11 protein-coding genes are annotated in these 17,174 nt (G+C 75.7%); 7 read left to right on the top strand and 4 right to left on the bottom strand.

What is annotated here, in order from left to right:
- Positions 1-2 precede the first annotated feature (2 nt).
- From IF45_RS0121020 to IF45_RS0121010, 3 genes are all read left to right on the top strand, one after another.
- Entirely contained in the window at positions 3-1,871 is a 1,869-nt protein-coding gene (locus IF45_RS0121020; RefSeq protein WP_010637999.1) for a GTPase, read from the top strand.
- A 139-nt stretch (positions 1,872-2,010) separates the two neighbouring features.
- Positions 2,011-2,661 carry a single-stranded DNA-binding protein gene (locus IF45_RS0121015; protein ID WP_030308921.1) on the top strand — a complete coding sequence of 217 codons (651 nt, stop codon included), beginning with the start codon at positions 2,011-2,013 and terminating at the stop codon, positions 2,659-2,661.
- Positions 2,662-2,789: 128 nt separating this feature from the next.
- On the top strand, positions 2,790-3,554 hold the full coding sequence (locus IF45_RS0121010; RefSeq protein ID WP_008407016.1) for a GNAT family N-acetyltransferase: 765 nt from the start codon (positions 2,790-2,792) through the stop codon (positions 3,552-3,554).
- A gap of 232 nt (positions 3,555-3,786) precedes the next feature.
- Here IF45_RS0121010 and IF45_RS0121005 read toward each other — a convergent pair whose 3' ends face one another.
- A complete protein-coding gene (locus IF45_RS0121005; protein ID WP_030308919.1) occupies positions 3,787-4,653 on the bottom strand; it encodes a GNAT family N-acetyltransferase in 867 nt (288 codons plus the stop codon).
- 604 nt (positions 4,654-5,257) lie between these two features.
- Here IF45_RS0121005 and IF45_RS0120995 point away from each other — a divergent pair.
- The 4 genes from IF45_RS0120995 (at position 5,258) to IF45_RS0120980 (ending at position 9,831) form a co-directional block, all read left to right on the top strand.
- Entirely contained in the window at positions 5,258-6,670 is a 1,413-nt protein-coding gene (locus tag IF45_RS0120995; RefSeq protein WP_003948111.1) for a Cys-Gln thioester bond-forming surface protein, read from the top strand.
- A 304-nt stretch (positions 6,671-6,974) separates the two neighbouring features.
- A complete protein-coding gene (ettA, locus tag IF45_RS0120990) occupies positions 6,975-8,639 on the top strand; it encodes an energy-dependent translational throttle protein EttA (protein ID WP_030308916.1) in 1,665 nt (554 codons plus the stop codon).
- Positions 8,640-8,644: 5 nt separating this feature from the next.
- Positions 8,645-9,115 (top strand): acyl-CoA thioesterase, encoded by a 471-nt coding sequence (locus tag IF45_RS0120985; protein WP_003948109.1) that lies wholly within the window; start codon positions 8,645-8,647, stop codon positions 9,113-9,115.
- Positions 9,112-9,831 carry a DUF8185 domain-containing protein gene (locus tag IF45_RS0120980; protein WP_030308914.1) on the top strand — a complete coding sequence of 240 codons (720 nt, stop codon included), beginning with the start codon at positions 9,112-9,114 and terminating at the stop codon, positions 9,829-9,831. Before IF45_RS0120985 ends, IF45_RS0120980 begins: the two co-directional genes overlap by 4 nt.
- Before the next feature lie 42 nt (positions 9,832-9,873).
- Here IF45_RS0120980 and IF45_RS0120975 read toward each other — a convergent pair whose 3' ends face one another.
- From IF45_RS0120975 to IF45_RS0120965, 3 genes are all read right to left on the bottom strand, one after another.
- Positions 9,874-10,851 carry an ABC transporter ATP-binding protein gene (locus IF45_RS0120975; RefSeq protein ID WP_010637993.1) on the bottom strand — a complete coding sequence of 326 codons (978 nt, stop codon included), beginning with the start codon at positions 10,849-10,851 and terminating at the stop codon, positions 9,874-9,876.
- Positions 10,852-10,930: 79 nt separating this feature from the next.
- Positions 10,931-13,684, bottom strand: a complete 2,754-nt coding sequence (locus IF45_RS0120970) for an FtsX-like permease family protein (RefSeq protein WP_030308912.1) — start codon at positions 13,682-13,684, stop codon at positions 10,931-10,933.
- A gap of 1 nt (position 13,685) precedes the next feature.
- Positions 13,686-17,006, bottom strand: coding sequence for an ABC transporter permease (locus tag IF45_RS0120965; protein WP_030308910.1), 3,321 nt, complete (start codon positions 17,004-17,006; stop codon positions 13,686-13,688).
- Between the last annotated feature and the right edge of the window lie 168 nt (positions 17,007-17,174).

Here is a 17,174-nt window from a genome sequence, read left to right as displayed (position 1 = left end):
GGGTGACCAGCACCGCCGGCCACACCCAGCAGACCGAGGAAGCGGAGCGGACGCGGGAGGGCGAGGGGGCCGCGCCCCCACCCGGGCCGGACGCGGGCGCCGGGGCCTGGGACGACGGGCTCATCGCCCGGCGCGCCGCGGGCGCCACCGGAGGCGGACAGCCGCCGGTGCCCCTCCTCCCCGCCCCCCACACCGGTAGGCCCGCGCCCGGACCGGACGGCGCCGACGACGACCTCACGGCCCGCCTCGACGCCCTGCGCGAACTGACCGGGCTCTCCCGGCCGCGCGTCGACGCCGCCACCCTCGCGGAGGCCGGACGGGTGCTGGACGACGCCGCCGCCCGCCGCCGCCTCTCCCGCAGGCACACCGTCGTCGCCCTCGCCGGAGCCACCGGAAGCGGCAAGTCCACGCTCTTCAACACCCTCGCCGGGGTGACCATCTCCGACACCGGTGTCCGCCGTCCCACCACCTCCGCCGCCCTCGCCTGCAGCTGGACCGACGGCGCCGCCGGACTCCTGGACCGCCTGGAGATCCCCGGGCGCCTGCGCCGCCGGCCCGTCCAGGGCCCCGACGGGCCCGGCCCCCTCGACGGCCTGGTCCTCATCGACCTGCCCGACCACGACTCGGCCGCCGCCGAGCACCGCGCCCAGGTCGACCGCATCCTCGCCCACGTGGACGCCGTGATCTGGGTCGTCGACCCGGAGAAGTACGGCGACGCCCTCCTCCACGAGCGGTACCTGCGCCCGATGGCCGGGCACGCCGAGGTCACCTTCGTCGTCCTCAACCAGGTCGACCGGCTCCCCGAGGACGCCGCCGACCAGGTCCTCGACGACCTGCGCCGCCTCCTCGACGAGGACGGCATCGCCCTCGGCGAGCACGGCGAACCCGGTGCCACCGTCCTCGCCCTCTCCGCCCTCACCGGTGACGGCGTGGGCGAACTCCGCGACTGCCTCGGCCAGCTCACCTCCGAGCGCCGCGCCGCCGCCCGCCGCATCGGCGCCGACCTCGACGCCGCCGCCGACCGCCTGCGCCCCGCCTACGTGCCGACCGGCCGGGTCGGACTCAGCGAGGAGGCCCGCGAGGAGTTCGCCGACCGCCTCGCCGAAGCCGTCGGCGCCGCCGCCGCGGGCCAGGCCGCCGAACGCGCCTGGCGCCGCAACGCGGGCCGCGCCTGCGGCACCCCGTGGCTGCGCCTGTGGCGCTGGTACGAGGCCCGCCGCGCTCCCCAGACCGCCGAGCGGCCGCCCGGCGACACCCCCGGCGAGGAGGCGACGACGGCCCGCCAGCGCGTCGAACAGGCCGTCCGCGTCGTCGCCGACGAGGCCGCCTCGGGACTCCCCACCCCGTGGGCCGACGCCGTCCGGGAGGCCGCGGGGCGTGGTGCCGACGGCCTGCCCGAGGCGCTGGACGGCCTCACCGCGCCCGAGCCCGCCCCGGCCCGCCCGCCCCGGCCCGGCTGGTGGCCGGTGGCCGTGCTGGCCCAGGTGTCGATGACCCTCCTCCAGGTCGTCGGCGGCATCTGGCTGCTCGGCCAGGTGCTGGGCGTCTTCACCCCCGACCTCCTCCCACCGGTCCTGTTGATGCTCGCGGGCATCCTCGGCGGCCCGTGCGTCGAGTACGGCAGCAGGCTGGCCGCCCGGGGCCCGGCCCGCCGGTACGGGGCCGACGCCGAACGGGCCCTGCGGGACGCGGCGGCCGGCTGCGGACGGGCCCGCGTCCTCGACCCGGTCGCGGCGGAACTGCTGCGGTACCGGGAGGTGCGCGAGCAGTACGCGCGGGTGCTCGACCCGGTCGGCGGGGACGGCGCACGGGGACGCGCGGGCGCCAGGCAGGGCGTCCGGGTGACGGAGTTGTCCACAACCCCCCGGTGATCCACAGGCCCCGGCAGGCCCCTCGCGGCCCGGCCAGAGTGGGCGGTGCGCGGGACACCGGTCCCGCGCACCGGTGGGCAGGTGACGGCGCGGGCGGTCCGCGCGGCCTCCCTCCGCACCTGGCGGGGAGTGGACGAGGATGAACGAGACGATGGTCACCGTGGTCGGCAACGTGGCGACCGCCCCGGTCTACCGGGAGTCGGCACACGGCCCCATGGCCCGCTTCCGGATGGCGGCCACCCCGCGCCGCTGGGACCGCGAACGGCAGACCTGGACCGACGGGCCCACCAGCTTCTTCACCATCTGGACCACCCGCCAACTGGCCTCCAACGTCACGGCGTCGGTCACCGTCGGCGAGCCCGTCATCGTCCAGGGCCGCCTGCGCGTCCGCGAGACCGAACGCGGCGGCCAGCAGTGGACCACCGCCGAGATCGACGCCGCCTCGGTCGGCCACGACCTCACCCGGGGAACGGCCGCCTTCCGGCGCGTACGCAAGCCCGTGGGCACCTGGCCGGGCGGGACGGCGACCGAGGACAGCCGTTCCGCCGCGGCGGCGCAGCGGGCGGCGGGGGAGCCCGACTGGAGCGTGAGCGGGGTGGGGGCCGGTGGGGACTGGGGAGTTGCGGGTGGGGACCGGAGCGGGGGAGGTGGAGAGGAACCGGCCGAGGCCGGGGACAGGGCTGAGGCTTCTGCTGGGACTGGGACTGGGACTGGGACTGGGACTGGGACTGGGACTGGGGGAGGGGAGCCTGAGGTGGAGGCGGTGTCGCCGGGGCCGGGGGCCGCTTAGGTCGCGCCTCGACCTTGCTGGTTGTCGGCGTGGCCCTGCCGAAAATGGCGTGCGGTCTTCGGCCGGTCGTGCTGGGATCGATCACCGTGAATGATCATTTCCCTGGCGAAGCCGACCTGACGGACAGGATGGAGCGGAATCTGGCGGAGCACGCCTGTCACCTGCACCGGGGCATGCCCGGTGCGACCGTCACGGAGACCGGCGATCTGCTGGTCGCGGACAGCGGCCTGGACGACGACACGTTCAACATCGTCGCCGCGGCCCGCTTCACCTCCGCCGACGCGACGGCCCGCATCGCCGAGACCGTCGCGACGCTGGCCGGCACCGGCCGCGGTTTCTCCTGGTGGGTGGGGCCTGCCTCGACACCGGCAGACCTCACCGTCCGCCTGACGGTGGCAGGTCTGCCCCTGTCCGAACGTGAGACGGCGATGTGGGCCGAGCTGGACGACCCCCTGCCGTCTCCCGCCGTCCCGGGGCTGGACATCAGGAGAGTGACGACGCCCGATCAACTCGCCGACTACGCCACGGTCCTCGCCGCGAACTGGGACCCGCCCGCGGAAACCGTCCGGGCCTTCTTCGCCCGGGCCGCGCCCCAGGCACTGGCCGCGACCTGCCCGGCCCGGTACCTGGTGGGCTACGTGGAGAACCGCCCGGTCTGCTCCGCCGAGGTGTTCCACCACGCGGGGGTCGCCGGGATCTACAACATCTCCACCCTGGCCGCCCACCGCCGGCGCGGGTACGGCGGAGCCATCACGCTGGCGGCGCTGCACGCGGCTCGAGAGCGGGACCACCGCGTAGCGGTTCTGCAGGCGTCGGCGGACGGTGAGCCGGTGTACCGGCGGTTGGGGTTTCGTTCGTGCGGGGAGTTCGCCGAACACGCCGTCAACGGCTGAGCCTGCGAGGGTTCGCGGGGTGGTCTCGGCCCGCTTCTCCACCCCGGCGTCAGGCTCCTCGCGCCGCTGGCCGCCCACGCCCCGCCCCTGCCCCACCCCTGGGCCACGCGCGGCCGGACTGCTTGCCGACCGCGCCGGACCGTACCAGCGCGACCCGAGACGGCGGACGCGAAGCCCGAGCACCGCACCCGCCGGACGCTCTACGCCCCCTGCCGCACCAAGCCCCCAACCCTCACCCCACTCGAACCCGGTCCCGTACCTCCTTGCGAACCCCGAACCCCGCCGCCCTGTAGGTGGCCACGGCGCCCGCGTTGGCGCTCGGTGTGCACACGCGGGCGCTGGACGAGCCCATTTCCCGCAGTGCGGCCGCCCCGGCCAGCGTGATCGCCCGGCCGTAGCCCCGGCCCCGGTGGTTGGCGTGGACGCCCATCGGTTCGACCAGCCCCGGTCTGCCCGGGCCGGCGGACCACACCGTCACCACCGCCGCCACGTCGTCCTGGTCGTCGTAGGCGCCCAGGCAGCGGGCGTCGGCGGAGAAGGGGGCCGCCGCCATCGCGTGCCGGTACTCGCTCGTGGGCCGGGAGGTGTCGAACGCCGACCGCAGGACGTCGGCGAAGTCCTGGGCCTGGTCCCGGCCGATCGGTTCGATCCGTACGCCGGAGTCCTGAACCGGCTCGGTGAGGTCGCGGAAGAGGGGGGTCCACGGTGCGTCGACGCCCCACTCCTCCTCGCTCAGCAGGTCGTGGAGGAGCAGGCCCAGGGGCGCCTCGACCGACACCGCTCCTTCCGGCAGGACGCCCCGCTCGGGCAGGGAGAGGTCCTCGACGAGCCGTCGTGCCACGTCCTCGTCCTCGAAGGCGTCCGGGGCGACCGTCATCCGGAGCAGCCTCGGCGAGTCGAGCATCCCGACCGCCACGATCCGGCCCTCCTGACTCCAGGTCCGGATCACCTGAGCCGTCCCGGCCACCCCGAACCGGTGGTGCCAGCCGATGTCCCCGGGATGCAACTGCATCGGTGCTCCGTCGTCCTGCCACTCCCGCAGCGCGGCCATGGCCTCGCGTACCCCGTCGACTGTCGGCGTGCCCAGCGCAATGGTCATGGTCGGGATCACACACACCGTCCCGAAGGCACGCAACCGATTAACCCTGCCCGGCAGATGACGCCCGGCTGTGGTGGCGGTCAGGGCGCGAGCTGTTCGTGGAAGAGCACCACCCACAGGCTGAGTTCATGACCCGGTGCGGCTCCGTCCGGCTTGCTGGTGGTCAGCCCGGCCGTCTGCGCCCGGGTCGCCCCCGGTGGCGCGCTGGAGTGCCGGCGCCGCCCTCTCCGCCCTGGTACACCTGCCGGCTGCGGCTGCGGCTGCGGCTGCGGCTGCGGCTGCGGCTGCGGCTGCGGCAGCGCGCGGCGGACGGCCGCTGAGGGCCGGCGCCCCAGGGTGTTCGCCCTCGACCCATGCCCCATACACCCAACAAGCCCCCAGCCCCTCCCCAAGAGCCCCCGTATGCCGTGCTTACGCCTCTTCCCCCCGACTTCTGACGCCCCGCCAATAACGATTCCGACGCGGATCGATTGGGCGGAGGCTCTCGTGGGCAAGCCCCTGGTTTCGCCTCCATAGGATGCCCGGCATAGCTCACGGGGCACTTGATTCTGCTGGCGGGACGACTTCCCCCCTCGTGAACGCGTCCTGCCCGGAGGGGAATTGCATGTTTTCTGTTAGAAGTCGGGCTGTTTCGCGCCTGGCGGCGGCGACCGTGGCCTCGGGCCTGGTCGCGGCGGGTGTCCTGACCGGAGCCGGGACCGCGGTGGCCGACGAGGCGGCGGCCGGGCACCCCGGTGGCGCCTCCGCCACGCTGAGCGGACTGAAGACGTACGACCAGGCCGTCATCCGCGGGGAGGGCCGCGACCAGAAGGTGTCCGCGGGGCTCTTCGAGATGGTGGTCGACGGCGGCGGCTCGCTCCAGACCTACTGCATCGACATCCACAACCCCACGCAGAAGGAGGCGAAGTACCGGGAGACCGCCTGGGACGCGACCTCCCTCAACGCCAACAAGGACGCCGGGAAGATCCGCTGGATCCTCCAGAACTCCTACCCGCAGGTGAACGACCTCGCGGCGCTGGCGAGCAAGGCCGGCGCGGGCGCGCTCACCGAGAAGACGGCGGCCGCCGGTACGCAGGTGGCCATCTGGCGTTACTCGGACGGCGCCGACGTCGAGGCGCTCGACCCGGCGGCCGAGAAGCTCGCCGACTACCTGGAGCAGAGCGCGCAGGCGCTGGCCGAGCCGAAGGCGTCCCTCACCCTCGACCCGCCGGCCGTCTCCGGCAAGGCCGGCGAGAAGCTGGGCCCGGTCACCGTCCACACCGACGCCGGCAGCGTCAGCGTCACCGGCCCGGCCGACGCCTCCGCCGGCGTCACCGTGGTGGACGAGGCGGGCAAGCCCGTCACCGAGGCCGCCGACGGCAGCCGCCTCTTCTTCGACGTGCCCGCCGCCGAGGAGGGCGCCGAGCACAGCGGCAGCGCCGCGCTGACCGTCCAGGCGTCGACCACCGTCCCGGTCGGCCGTGCCTTCGCCTCGGACACCAAGAGCCAGACGCAGATCCTGGCCGGCTCCAGCGAGTCGACCGTCTCCGCGACGGCCACCGCGCACTGGGCCGGCAAGGGCGCGATCCCGGCGGTCTCCGCCGAGAAGAACTGCTCCGCCTCGGGCATCGACCTCACCGCCTCCAACCAGGGCGACGAGGACTTCACCTTCGAGCTGATGGGCGTCAAGCACACCATCGGCGCGGGCAGGACCCAGACGGTCACGGTCCCGCTCAAGGAGGACCAGGCGTACGACTTCACGATCACCGGCCCGAACGGGTTCGAGAAGCGCGTCACCGGTGTCCTCGACTGCAAGACCGCCGGCGAGACCGGTGCGGGCGGCGGCGCCCAGCCGTCCAGCGAGCCCAGCCCGGCCTCCGCGGGCAGCACCCCGGCCGGCGGCGCCGGTGAGGACCTGGCCGCCACCGGTGGTTCCAGCGCCACCCCCGTCATCGGCGGCATCGCCGTGGCGCTCGTGGTGATCGGCGGCGCGACCGTCTTCCTGCTCCGCCGCAAGAAGGTCTCCGCCGAGAGCTGATGTGATCTGGGCGCCTCACCCGCGCCACCTGGTGCCCGCCGCCGTCCCGGCGCGCGGCGGACATCGCGGGACCCTGCCCTGACCTGGGTCCCGCGCCCCGGCGCCGGGGTCCGTCCCTCCGACGGACCCCGGCGTTCTGCTTGCCCCGACGGCCGGTCCGGAAGCCCCGGGCCGGTGCGGGACCGCGAGTCCGCCGTGATACCCGTTTTCGCCGTGCGCCGCCGGTGCGGCAAGATGGGTGTATCTGCCCTCACGGCGGAGCTGACCACCCACACGCCTGATCCAGACTGCCGGACGGTTTCTCTTGGCTGAGTACATCTACACCATGCGCAAGGCGCGTAAAGCGCACGGCGACAAGGTGATCCTCGACGACGTCACGCTGAGCTTCCTCCCGGGGGCGAAGATCGGCGTCGTCGGGCCCAACGGTGCCGGTAAGTCGACGGTGCTGAAGATCATGGCCGGGCTGGAGCAGCCGTCCAACGGCGACGCCTTCCTCTCCCCGGGCTACACCGTCGGCATCCTGCTCCAGGAGCCGCCGCTCGACGAGTCGAAGACGGTCCTGGAGAACGTCCAGGACGGCGTCGCCGAGACCAAGGGCAAGCTCGACCGGTTCAACGAGATCGCCGAGCAGATGGCGACCGACTACTCGGACGCGCTCCTCGAGGAGATGGGCAAGCTCCAGGAGGAGCTGGACCACGCCAACGCCTGGGACCTCGACGCCCAGCTGGAGCAGGCCATGGACGCCCTGGGCTGCCCGCCCGGCGACTGGGCCGTCACCAACCTCTCCGGCGGTGAGAAGCGCCGCGTCGCGCTCTGCAAGCTCCTGCTGGAGGCGCCCGACCTGCTCCTCCTCGACGAGCCCACCAACCACCTCGACGCCGAGTCGGTGAACTGGCTGGAGCAGCACCTCGCCCAGTACCCGGGCACCGTCGTCGCCATCACCCACGACCGGTACTTCCTGGACAACGTCGCGGGCTGGATCATGGAGCTCGACCGCGGCCGCGCCATCGGCTACGAGGGCAACTACTCCACCTACCTGGAGACCAAGCAGACCCGGCTCAAGGTCGAGGGGCAGAAGGACGCCAAGCGCGCCAAGCGCCTCAAGGAAGAGCTGGAGTGGGTCCGCTCCAACGCCAAGGGCCGCCAGGCCAAGTCCAAGGCCCGCCTCGCCCGGTACGAGGAGATGGCGGCCGAGGCCGACAAGATGCGGAAGCTGGACTTCGAGGAGATCCAGATCCCGCCGGGCCCGCGCCTGGGCAACATGGTCGTGGAGGTCGAGCACCTCAGCAAGGCGTTCGGCGACAAGGTCCTCATCGACGACCTCTCCTTCACCCTGCCGCGCAACGGCATCGTCGGCATCATCGGCCCGAACGGCGCCGGCAAGACCACGCTCTTCAAGATGATCCAGGGCCTGGAGGAGGCCGACTCCGGCTCCATCAAGGTCGGCGACACGGTCAAGATCAGCTACGTCGACCAGTCGCGCGCCAACATCGACCCGAAGAAGACGCTGTGGGCCGTCGTCTCCGACGAGTTGGACTACATCAACGTCGGCCAGGTCGAGATGCCCTCGCGCGCCTACGTCTCCGCCTTCGGCTTCAAGGGCCCGGACCAGCAGAAGCCGGCCGGCGTCCTCTCCGGCGGTGAGCGCAACCGCCTCAACCTCGCGCTCACCCTCAAGCAGGGCGGCAACCTCCTCCTCCTCGACGAGCCCACCAACGACCTGGACGTCGAGACGCTCTCCTCGCTGGAGAACGCCCTGCTGGAGTTCCCCGGCTGCGCCGTGGTCGTCTCCCACGACCGCTGGTTCCTGGACCGCGTCGCCACGCACATCCTGGCGTACGAGGGCAACTCCAAGTGGTTCTGGTTCGAGGGCAACTTCGAGTCGTACGAGAAGAACAAGGTGGAGCGGCTCGGCGCCGACGCCGCCCGGCCGCACCGCGCCACCTACAAGAAGCTGACCCGGAGCTGACCGCAGTGGCCCGCCACCTCTACCGCTGCCCCCTGCGCTGGTCGGACATGGACGCCTTCGGGCACGTCAACAACGTCGTCTTCCTGCGGTACCTGGAAGAGGCGCGGATCGACTTCATGTTCCGGCTGGCGCCGGGGAACGGCAGCAAGTCCTTCTCCGGCGGCTCCGTCGTCGCCCGCCACGAGATCGACTACAAGCGCCCGCTCGTCCACCGGCACGAGCCGGTGCTCGTCGAGTCCTGGGTGACCGGCATCCGCGGCGCCTCGCTGACCATCGCCTACGAGGTCAAGGACCCCGACACCGAGGAAGGACCGGGCACCGTCTACGTCCGCGCCTCGACCGTCGTCGTCCCCTACGACTTCGAGACGCAGCGGCCGCGCCGCATCACCGAGGAGGAGAGGCACTTCCTGGAGAAGTACCTCCCGGAGGAGCCCGGTCCCGAGGACGCGGGCGTGCCGGGGGCGCGGACCGCGTGAGTACGGCACCGCTGCGCCCGGCGGACCGCGGGGAGGCGGCCGATCTGGCCGCCTTCCTGCGCCGCCTGGTCCATTACGACAAGGCCGCCGCCGTCCGCCTCCAGCTCACCGGGGAGCGGCTGGCGGTCTTCGGCCGGCCCGCCTCCTTCGAGGTGCTGGCCGTCCGCACCGTCCTGCTCGACGACGCCCCGGCGGAGCTGGACCGCACCGTCTCCGCCGGTGAGCTGCTGGAGCTGGTCCACGCGGAGCCCGAGCCGGGCGCGCCCTTCGGCGTCCCCGAAGCGGTCACCGGCCCGCCCTGGGCCGGGGTCCTGCCGCCCCGCACCGGCTGGCACCCCGAACCGGGCCTGCCCGCCCCCGACGCGCTCCGCGCCGCCGTCGCGGCCGTCGTCGCCGAGTTCCGCACCCGCACCGAGGCGCTGGCGCCCGAGGAGCGGACCCGTACGGCGCTCGACGCGATCGGCCACGAGATCTGGTCCCGGCCGCTCGGCGACACCGCCCTGCCGGTCCGCGCCGCCCACGCCGCCCACGCCATGGGCTTCCTGCGCCCGGCACCGGTCCGCGTCCCCGCCGTCTCCGTCCCCGGCGACGGTGCCGCCCCCGCCGAGCCGTTCGCCCTGCGCTCCGCCGGCGCCTGGCTGCGGCTGCGCACACCGTACGGCTCGGTGGCGGTACGCCGGGCCGGCCTCGGGGCGTTCGGGGTCAGCGTCCGCTGATCCCGGGCCGCCGGGCGGGCCCTCAGGCGGCCGGCGGCCCGGTCAGCTCTCGCGCTGTTCCGGGTCCGGCCACACCCCGAGGTGGTCGCTCTCCAGCTCCAGCAGGACGCGGTCGCGCAGGTCGAGGGCGGCGACGTGGTCGGCGGGGAGCTGGAGGCGTCCGGCGCGGTCGAGCATCGCGTACTCCCGGGCCACCACCGCCTCCTGGCCGGTGGCCGCGTCGACCTCGGTACGGCGCAGGACCTCGGTGGAGGTGCGGCCGTCGCGGATGGCGACGGTGCGGCGCACCTCGGAGGCGACGGCCTGGTCGTGGGTGACGATGACGATGGTGGTGCCCAGCTCCTCGTTGGCGGTGCGGAAGGCGGCGAAGATCTCCTCGGCGGTGTGCGAGTCGAGTTCACCGGTCGGCTCGTCGGCGAGGAGGACCGCCGGTTCGTTGGCGAGGGCCACCGCCAGCGCCACCCGCTGCTGCTGGCCGCCGGACATCTGGTGCGGCCGCCGGTCCCGGCACTGCCCCACCCCGAGCAGGTCCAGCAACTCCTGTGCTCGGCCCGCCCGTCTGCGGGCACCGCCGCGCAACTGCATGGGCAGCGACACGTTCTGGGCCGCCGTCAGGTACGGCAGCAGGTTGCGGCCGGTCTGCTGCCAGACGAAGCCCACCACCTCCCGGCGGTAGCGCAGCCGCTCCTTGGCGCCCATCGCCAGCAGGTCGCACCCGGCGACGGTGGCCGCCCCGGCGCTCGGCTCGTCGAGACCGGCCAGGATGTTCATCAGCGTCGACTTGCCGCTGCCCGAGGCACCCACCAGCGCCATCAGCTCGCCCTCGCGCACCAGCAGGTCCAGCCCCTGGAGCGCCTGCACCTCCACCCCGTCGGCGGAGAAGATCCGCACCAGCCGGTCGCAGGTGATCAGCGCGTTGTGCCCGTACGCCGGACGGTCCCGCCGGGCGGCGGCCCGCGCCTCCAGCTCGGCCAGCGAGACGCCGCCGGCGTGCGGCCCGGATTCGGTGGAGTGGGTCATGGTCGGACTCCCGCCCTGGATGCCGTACGGAATGGGGGACGCGCCCGCGCGGAACGGTCCGGGGGACCGGGGCGGGCCCTCACCGGCCGTCCCCGGCGCGCAGCTCGGTCGCCGCCGTGCGGCGCGCCGTCCACCAGGCCTGTGCCGCCGCCACCGCCACGGTCAGCAGGACGCTCCCGGCGGCGGGGAGCAGCAACGACCAGGCGTCGGACCGTAGTTGGGCGGTGACCGCGTCGAAGCCGAGGGGCAGGGCGAGCAGTTCCAGGCTCACCCCGTCCGCCATGAGCGCGACCGCCGCCCGGCCCACCAGGACGCAGCCGGCCGCCGCCAGCACCGCCTGCGGCAGCGCCTCCAGGACCAGCAGCCGCCGCCCCTGCCGCGCGCTCAGCCCCATCGTGCGCAGCCGCGCCAGCAGCGCCGACCGCTCCGAGGCCGACTGGAGCAGCCCCAGCAGCACGGCGAGGGCGGCGAAGGCGACGCCTGCCGCGACCGCGCCGAGGTAGAGGCGTTCGGCGCCGGACTGGAGCGGCGAGTCGGTGAAGGCGGCGCGTTCGGCGGTCCGCAGGGTCAGCTCGGTGTGCGAGCCGCCCGCCTCCGTGACCTTCTCCAGCGCGGCCGGGTCCAGGCCGGACCCGGAGGCGAGGACCAGGGTCGGCAGCGCCTTCGGCAGCTCGGCCCCGTCGATCACCAGGAACTCCTGGCCGGGCAGGGCGGGCGTGGTGGCCCGCACCTCGGTGACCTGGAGCGTGAAGTTGCCGAGCGGCCCGCCCCAGCGGTGCCGTCCCCCGCCGAGCAGTTCGGCGGTCTTCGGCGAGGCCACGGCGGAGAGGACGGGGCCGGACTCCTTGGTGGCGGCCGGGCCCGGCGGCGTCTCGCGCAGCACCTCCGCGTCGAAGGCGCCGAGCCCGGTCTCCCGGGTCAGCCGCGCGTACGCGTCGGGCTCGACCACGGCCAGCGCGGCGGTGGTGCCGTCGGGCAGGGAGAGGCTGTAGTCGATGTGGACGGCGGTGGTCTGCCGGACGCCGTCCACGGCGGCGACCCGGTCCGCGAAGCCGTCCGGGAGCGGCGCCCGGCTCCGCTCCACGCGGGCGTCGGCGCCGGTGGCCAGCAGGGCGGCCCGGTCGCGGGCGTCGTCGATCCCGGCGAGCACCGCCCCGCCGAAGGCCGCCGTGGTCAGCGCGGTCAGCACCGCGAGCAGCGGCAGCACCTGCGCCGGTGAGCCGCGCCCGGTGCGGGCCACGGCGAGGAAGCCGAGGGCGCCCCGGGTCCGGGCGAGCGGGCGCAGCGCCAGGCGCAGCGGCAGCGGGTAGAGACGGACCAGGACCAGCGCGGCGATCACCGCGACCAGCACCGGCGCGGCGGCGACCAGCGGGCCGACGCCGGTCGCTGCGCCTTCGGTACCGCCGCCGCGCAGGGCGAGGACCGCCCCGGCGGCGAGGACCAGCAGGCAGAGTTCGGCGACGGTGCGGCGCCGGGAGGGGCGGGCCAGCACCAGGTCGCCACGGGCCTCGTGGACGCGGGGCGTGCGGTGGGCGAAGGCGGCGCGGACCGGCAGGGCCAGGCAGGCGAGGGCGGCGACGGCGGCCGAGGCGGCGAGCGAGGGCCAGGCGCGGGCCTCGGGCAGCAGCAGCCAGGCCAGCGCCTGCCCGGCGGCGGCCGCCGGGAGCACCACCACGGCGGTCTCGGCCAGCAGCCGCCCGGCGATCCCGGCGACGGAGGCACCACGGGCCCGCAGCAGGGTCAGTTCGGGGCGCCGCCGGGTCGCGGTCAGTGCCTGCGCCATCAGCAGCACCACCCCGGCGACGGTGCCGGCCCCGACGAGGGCGACGGCGGTCACCGAGGAGACGGCCCCGCTGAGGGCGGCGAAGGCGTCCACCGTCCCGTCGAGCCCGGTGCTGACCGTGGCCCCGGAGGCGACCTCGCTCCGCAGCCGGGACAGGAGCGGCCCGCCCTCCAGCGAGGCCAGCCCCGTCTGGAGCGCCGGCACGTCCCGCGCGGTGAGCCCGGTGGCGTCGGGGCTGATCCGCCAGTACGCCTGGGGGAGCGGGTCCAGGCCGTACAGGAAGGGGCCCGCGTCGGGGGCGAGCAGCAGGGCGGCCTGCCAGTAGTAACTGGTGTTGAAGGGGGAGTTGCTGGGGGCGGCGAGCAGGCCGGGGGCGCGCAGGACGTCGGTGTGGGACCAGTAGGTGGTCCGGGGCGCGAGGGGTTCGACGAGGCCGGTGATCTTCACCGCGCGGTCCGGGCCCTGGACGGCGGGCAGGTGGACGACCGAGCCGGGCCTCAGCCGCATGGCCTTCGCGGTGGCGCGGGTGACGACGGCCTCGGCGCTCCGGTCGGCGGAGCGGACCCCCTCGCCCCGGGGCCAGGCGCCGGCCACCAGCCGGGCGTGGTCGGTGAGGCCGTCCTGGGCGGCGACGAGGAAACGCGGCGGGAGCCCGTCCGGACGGGGCAGGCCCGGGTCCTCGGAGGGCAGCGGCTCGGAGAGCTGCACGCCGCGTGAGCCGCGCTCCTCGGCGGGGGCCAGCGGCGCCGGGAGGAGCGCGTCGATCTGCGCGCCGACCTCGCGCAGCGCCGCCGGCCGCGCCGCCTTCTCCCGTACGGGGACGGGGTGGTGCGGCGCCGGGGTGTCGGCCAGTACCTCGATCGCCCCGTCGGCCGGTCCGGCCTCGGCCAGCGCGTGCCGCAGCCCCGCCGCCTCGGCGTCCTCCACGGCGCGCGGCAGCGCCCCGGCGAGGAAGGCGGTGACGAGGACGAGCACGGCGAGGGAGAGCGCCTGGAGCGGCGCGGCCCGCAGCCGGGTGCGCACCCAGGGCGCGGCCGGTCGTACGGCCATGTCAGCGGCCTCCCTCGTGGCGCAGGGTCACGGTCGGGTCGCCCCGGCGCAGGGCGAGCGCGGCGACGATGAGGAGGGGGACGGCGACGACCCCGGCGAGCAGCGCGGCGACCTGGCCCGCGGGGAGTTCGACGAGGACGTCCGGGAGCGGGCGGGCCGCCTCCCCGGTGAGGACCACCAGCGGCACCACGGCGCGGGCCAGGAGCGCGCCGAGCAGCGGCCCCACGAGCAGGGCGATGCCGATCAGTACCGCCTGTTCGATGGCGATGAGCCGGGCCAGCTGGCGGCGGGGGGCGCCGAGGGCCCGCAGGACGGAGAGTTCGGCGCCGCGTTCGCGCAGGGAGCCCGCCGCGCTGACGGCGAAGCCGACGGCGGCCAGTGCGGCGGCGACCACGGCGACGGCCAGCAGGGCGGCCTGCGGCCCGGCGCCCAGCGGGTCGTCGCGGAGCCGCTCGCCGATGGCCTGGCGGTCGGTGATCTGCTCGGGGTCGGTGTCGGGCCGGGCGGCGAGGGCGGCGGCGGTCCGCGCAGCGTCGCCGGGCGCGGTCCGCAGCCACCACTCGCCGGGGACGGGGGCGGTGGCGCCGGTCTCGTGCAGGGCGGCGTTGACGGCCGCCAGGTCCAGCAGGAGCGCCCCGCCGTCCCCGGTGGTGTCGCCCGGGGCGCGGTCGCCGGTGGTGGGGACCGCCTCGACGGTGCCGGTGATCTCGGCGCTGAGCGTCTCGGCGCCCACGGGCACGTCGATCACCGAGCCGGTCTTCGCGCCGCTGGAGGCGAGGAAGCGCGGGGTGGCGACCGCCGTCAGCTTCGGCGGCGCGGGCCGCTTCACCCCGACGGTGATGCCGAGCCCGGGGGACGCCCCCGGCTCGAACCGGTAGAGGGAGTCCTCCGTGGCGGGGGCGACCCCCGTGCGGTAGGTGACGCGCAGCGGGGTCCGCGCCGTGGTGGCGGGGTCCAGCGGGGTCAGCTGCGGCGGGCCGCCCTCCAGGGGCTCCTCGCCGGTGTCGCGGAGGCCCTCCCAGGCGAGGCCGTCCGGCAGCTCCACCGGCGCGCCCGCGCCGTCCTCGCCCGCCGGTACGGCCCGGATCTTCTCGACGGTGAGTTCGTGCTCCTGCCCCCGCTCGAAGGGCTGCTCGACCTGGAGCCGCAGCTCGGCGACGGTGTACGGGGCGGCGGCGTCGCGGGAGTTCGCGCCCGGCTCCCCGGCGGCGAGCGGCACCTCGATGTCCCGGGCGCGGCCGTCGGCGGGCAGCTCCCCGGCGTGGACCAGGTGCCGGGTGCCGAACCGGTCCTCGACCACCACCGTGAGCCGGGGCGCCAGCGGCTCCCCGTGGTCCCCGCCGACCGCCTTCAGCCGCGTCGTCAGCACCGCGCGGCCGGTCTTCTCCGGCAGCGGCAGCCCCGCCCGGCGCGCGGGCGCGGGCCGCAACTGCCGGGCCAGTTCCGTCCGGTCGCCGAGGTCCTCGCGGAGCAGCAGCCCCTCGGCGGCGAACCCGGCGTCCACCGCCAGCACCTCCGCCGTCCGGTCGGCCGCCAGGTCCATGGTGGAGCGCAGCACCGGCGCCGCGTCGCGCACGCCGTCCACGCCCCCGTACACCCGGCCCCGGTCGGCCTCCGGGACGCGGCCGCCCGCCACCCGGACCTCGGTGCCGGCGGCGAAGTCGGCCTGGTCGCGCTGGGACCGTTCCCAGGTGGCGCCCTGGGCGACGGCGAGCATGCCCATCGCCATGGCGAGGACCATCAGCAGCACCGGCCCGGCGCCGCGCAGCGGGCGGCGGCTGAGCTGCCACCCGGCGAGCGCCCCGGCCAGCCCCCGGCCCTTGGCGGCGCGCCGCTCGGCGAGCCTGGCGACCGGCGGCAGCAGGCGCAGGGTCAGCACGGTGCCCGCGAGCAGCGCGAGGGCGGGCGCGGCGACCAGCAGCGGGTCGACCCCGAACGCCCCTTCGTCCGGGGTTCCCTGACGGTCCAGCTGCCAGTAAGCGGCCCCGGCGACGACCAGCAGCGCCACGTCCGCGCCCGCCTTCACCCAGCCGGGCAGCGCCCCCGTCCGGGCCCCGGCCCGCTGCTCGCCGGAGGCGGCCGAGAGCGCCGGGGCGACCACGGCGAGGGCGCAGCCCAGCGCGGTGGCGGCGGCCACCAGCCAGACCGCGGGCGTCGGCGAGGTGTCGAGCCGCAGCCCGATCCGCTCCAGCGCGCCCTGCCCCGCCAGCAGCCGGGTCAGCGGCCCGGCGAGCAGCGGCGCGAGGACCACGGCGGGCAGCGCGAGCAGCAACGCCTCGACGGCGGCGAGGGCGGCGACCCGGCGGCGCGAGGCACCCCGCGCCAGCAGCAGCCCCGTCTCCCCGGCCCGCTCGGTGCTCAGCAGCCGGGCGACCAGCAGCAGCGCGTACCCGGCGAGCAGCACCAGCTGGAGGGCGACCACCAGCAGCGTGGTCCGCGAGACGGTCAGGGCCCGCTCGGAGCGCTCCAGGACCTGCGGCAGCCCCGTCTCGGCCGAGGCGCCCGTCCCGAGCGCGGGGTCCTTGGCGAGGGCGGCGGCCGAGGCGGTGGCGGACCGGGCGAGGGCGTCGGTGGTGGAGGTGTCGAGGGAGGCGTAGTCGGCGGTGGCGAGCCAGCCGGTGGGGCCCGCCGTCACCCGGGGCGCGGCCAGCGCCTTCGGCCCGGTGAGCAGCGGGCCGTACGTGGTGAAGTCGACGGTGCGCTGGCCGCGCCCGCCCAGTTCGTCGAGGAGCCAGTACGGCGCCGAGGTGTCGGCGGGCCGGTACAGGCCGGTGATCTCCACGGTCAGGGTGCGGTCGGTGGTCCGGTCGGTGAGCGTCAGCGGCTCGCCGCCCGGCGCCAGCTTCAGCGCGGCGGCGGCACTCTCCGGCAGCGCCACCCGCAGCGGGTCCTCGCGGGTCCCCCTGCCGCCGTCGCCCGGCCACGTCCCGGCGGCCAGCCGCAGCTGGGAGCGGTCGAGCGCGGCGAGATGGGTGAGCGGCGGCTCCTCGCCGCCCCGGGCCCCGGGCAGCGCGTACGTGGCCGAGCGCGGCAGGGTGCGGACGGTCACCGGCAGCCCGGCGAAGGCGCGGCGGGCTCCCTCGGCGACGGCCGCGTCGGCGGCCTCGCGGGCCTCCGGCTCCGGTTCGCCCCGGACGACGAGGGCGGCGTCGGCGGCGGCACGGTGGTCGAGGGTGTGGCGCAGGGCCGCCTCGCCCACCGAGCCGGAGAAGGCGGTGAGGGTGGCCAGCACGGAGGCGGTGAGCAGGACGGCGGTGAGCGCCGCGGTGAGCAGCAGCCGGTGGGCGCGCAGCCGCAGGAGCACGAACCTGGTCACGAACATCCCCCGAATCCCCGTCGTGGGGAGGTGTCCCCCGCACCCCGCAGCTCTCCCGCACGTCTGCGGGGAAGCCTCTCCGGCGCGGGGCGGCCGCCACAACGCTCCGGGAGCCGACTTGATCAGATTGTGACCGGAATGCGTACGCGAGGTGCCGGAATGTGAGCATCCCCT

This window comes from Streptomyces albidoflavus (assembly GCF_000719955.1).
Classification (GTDB): domain Bacteria; phylum Actinomycetota; class Actinomycetes; order Streptomycetales; family Streptomycetaceae; genus Streptomyces; species Streptomyces albidoflavus.
Note: the sequence above shows the minus strand (reverse complement) of the source record. Positions and strands in the feature narration are given on the sequence as shown.

What these genes read in the sequence shown, in the direction of transcription:
- IF45_RS0121010 (WP_008407016.1), top strand. Translation starts at nt 2,790, where the DNA reads ATGGAGCGGAATCTGGCGGAGCACGCCTGTCACCTGCACCGGGGCATG.
- IF45_RS0121005 (WP_030308919.1), bottom strand. Translation starts at nt 4,653, where the DNA reads ATGACCATTGCGCTGGGCACGCCGACAGTCGACGGGGTACGCGAGGCC.
- IF45_RS0120970 (WP_030308912.1), bottom strand. Translation starts at nt 13,684, where the DNA reads ATGGCCGTACGACCGGCCGCGCCCTGGGTGCGCACCCGGCTGCGGGCC.
- IF45_RS0120965 (WP_030308910.1), bottom strand. Translation starts at nt 17,006, where the DNA reads ATGTTCGTGACCAGGTTCGTGCTCCTGCGGCTGCGCGCCCACCGGCTG.
- IF45_RS0120995 (WP_003948111.1), top strand. Translation starts at nt 5,258, where the DNA reads ATGTTTTCTGTTAGAAGTCGGGCTGTTTCGCGCCTGGCGGCGGCGACC.
- IF45_RS0120975 (WP_010637993.1), bottom strand. Translation starts at nt 10,851, where the DNA reads ATGACCCACTCCACCGAATCCGGGCCGCACGCCGGCGGCGTCTCGCTG.
- IF45_RS0121015 (WP_030308921.1), top strand. Translation starts at nt 2,011, where the DNA reads ATGAACGAGACGATGGTCACCGTGGTCGGCAACGTGGCGACCGCCCCG.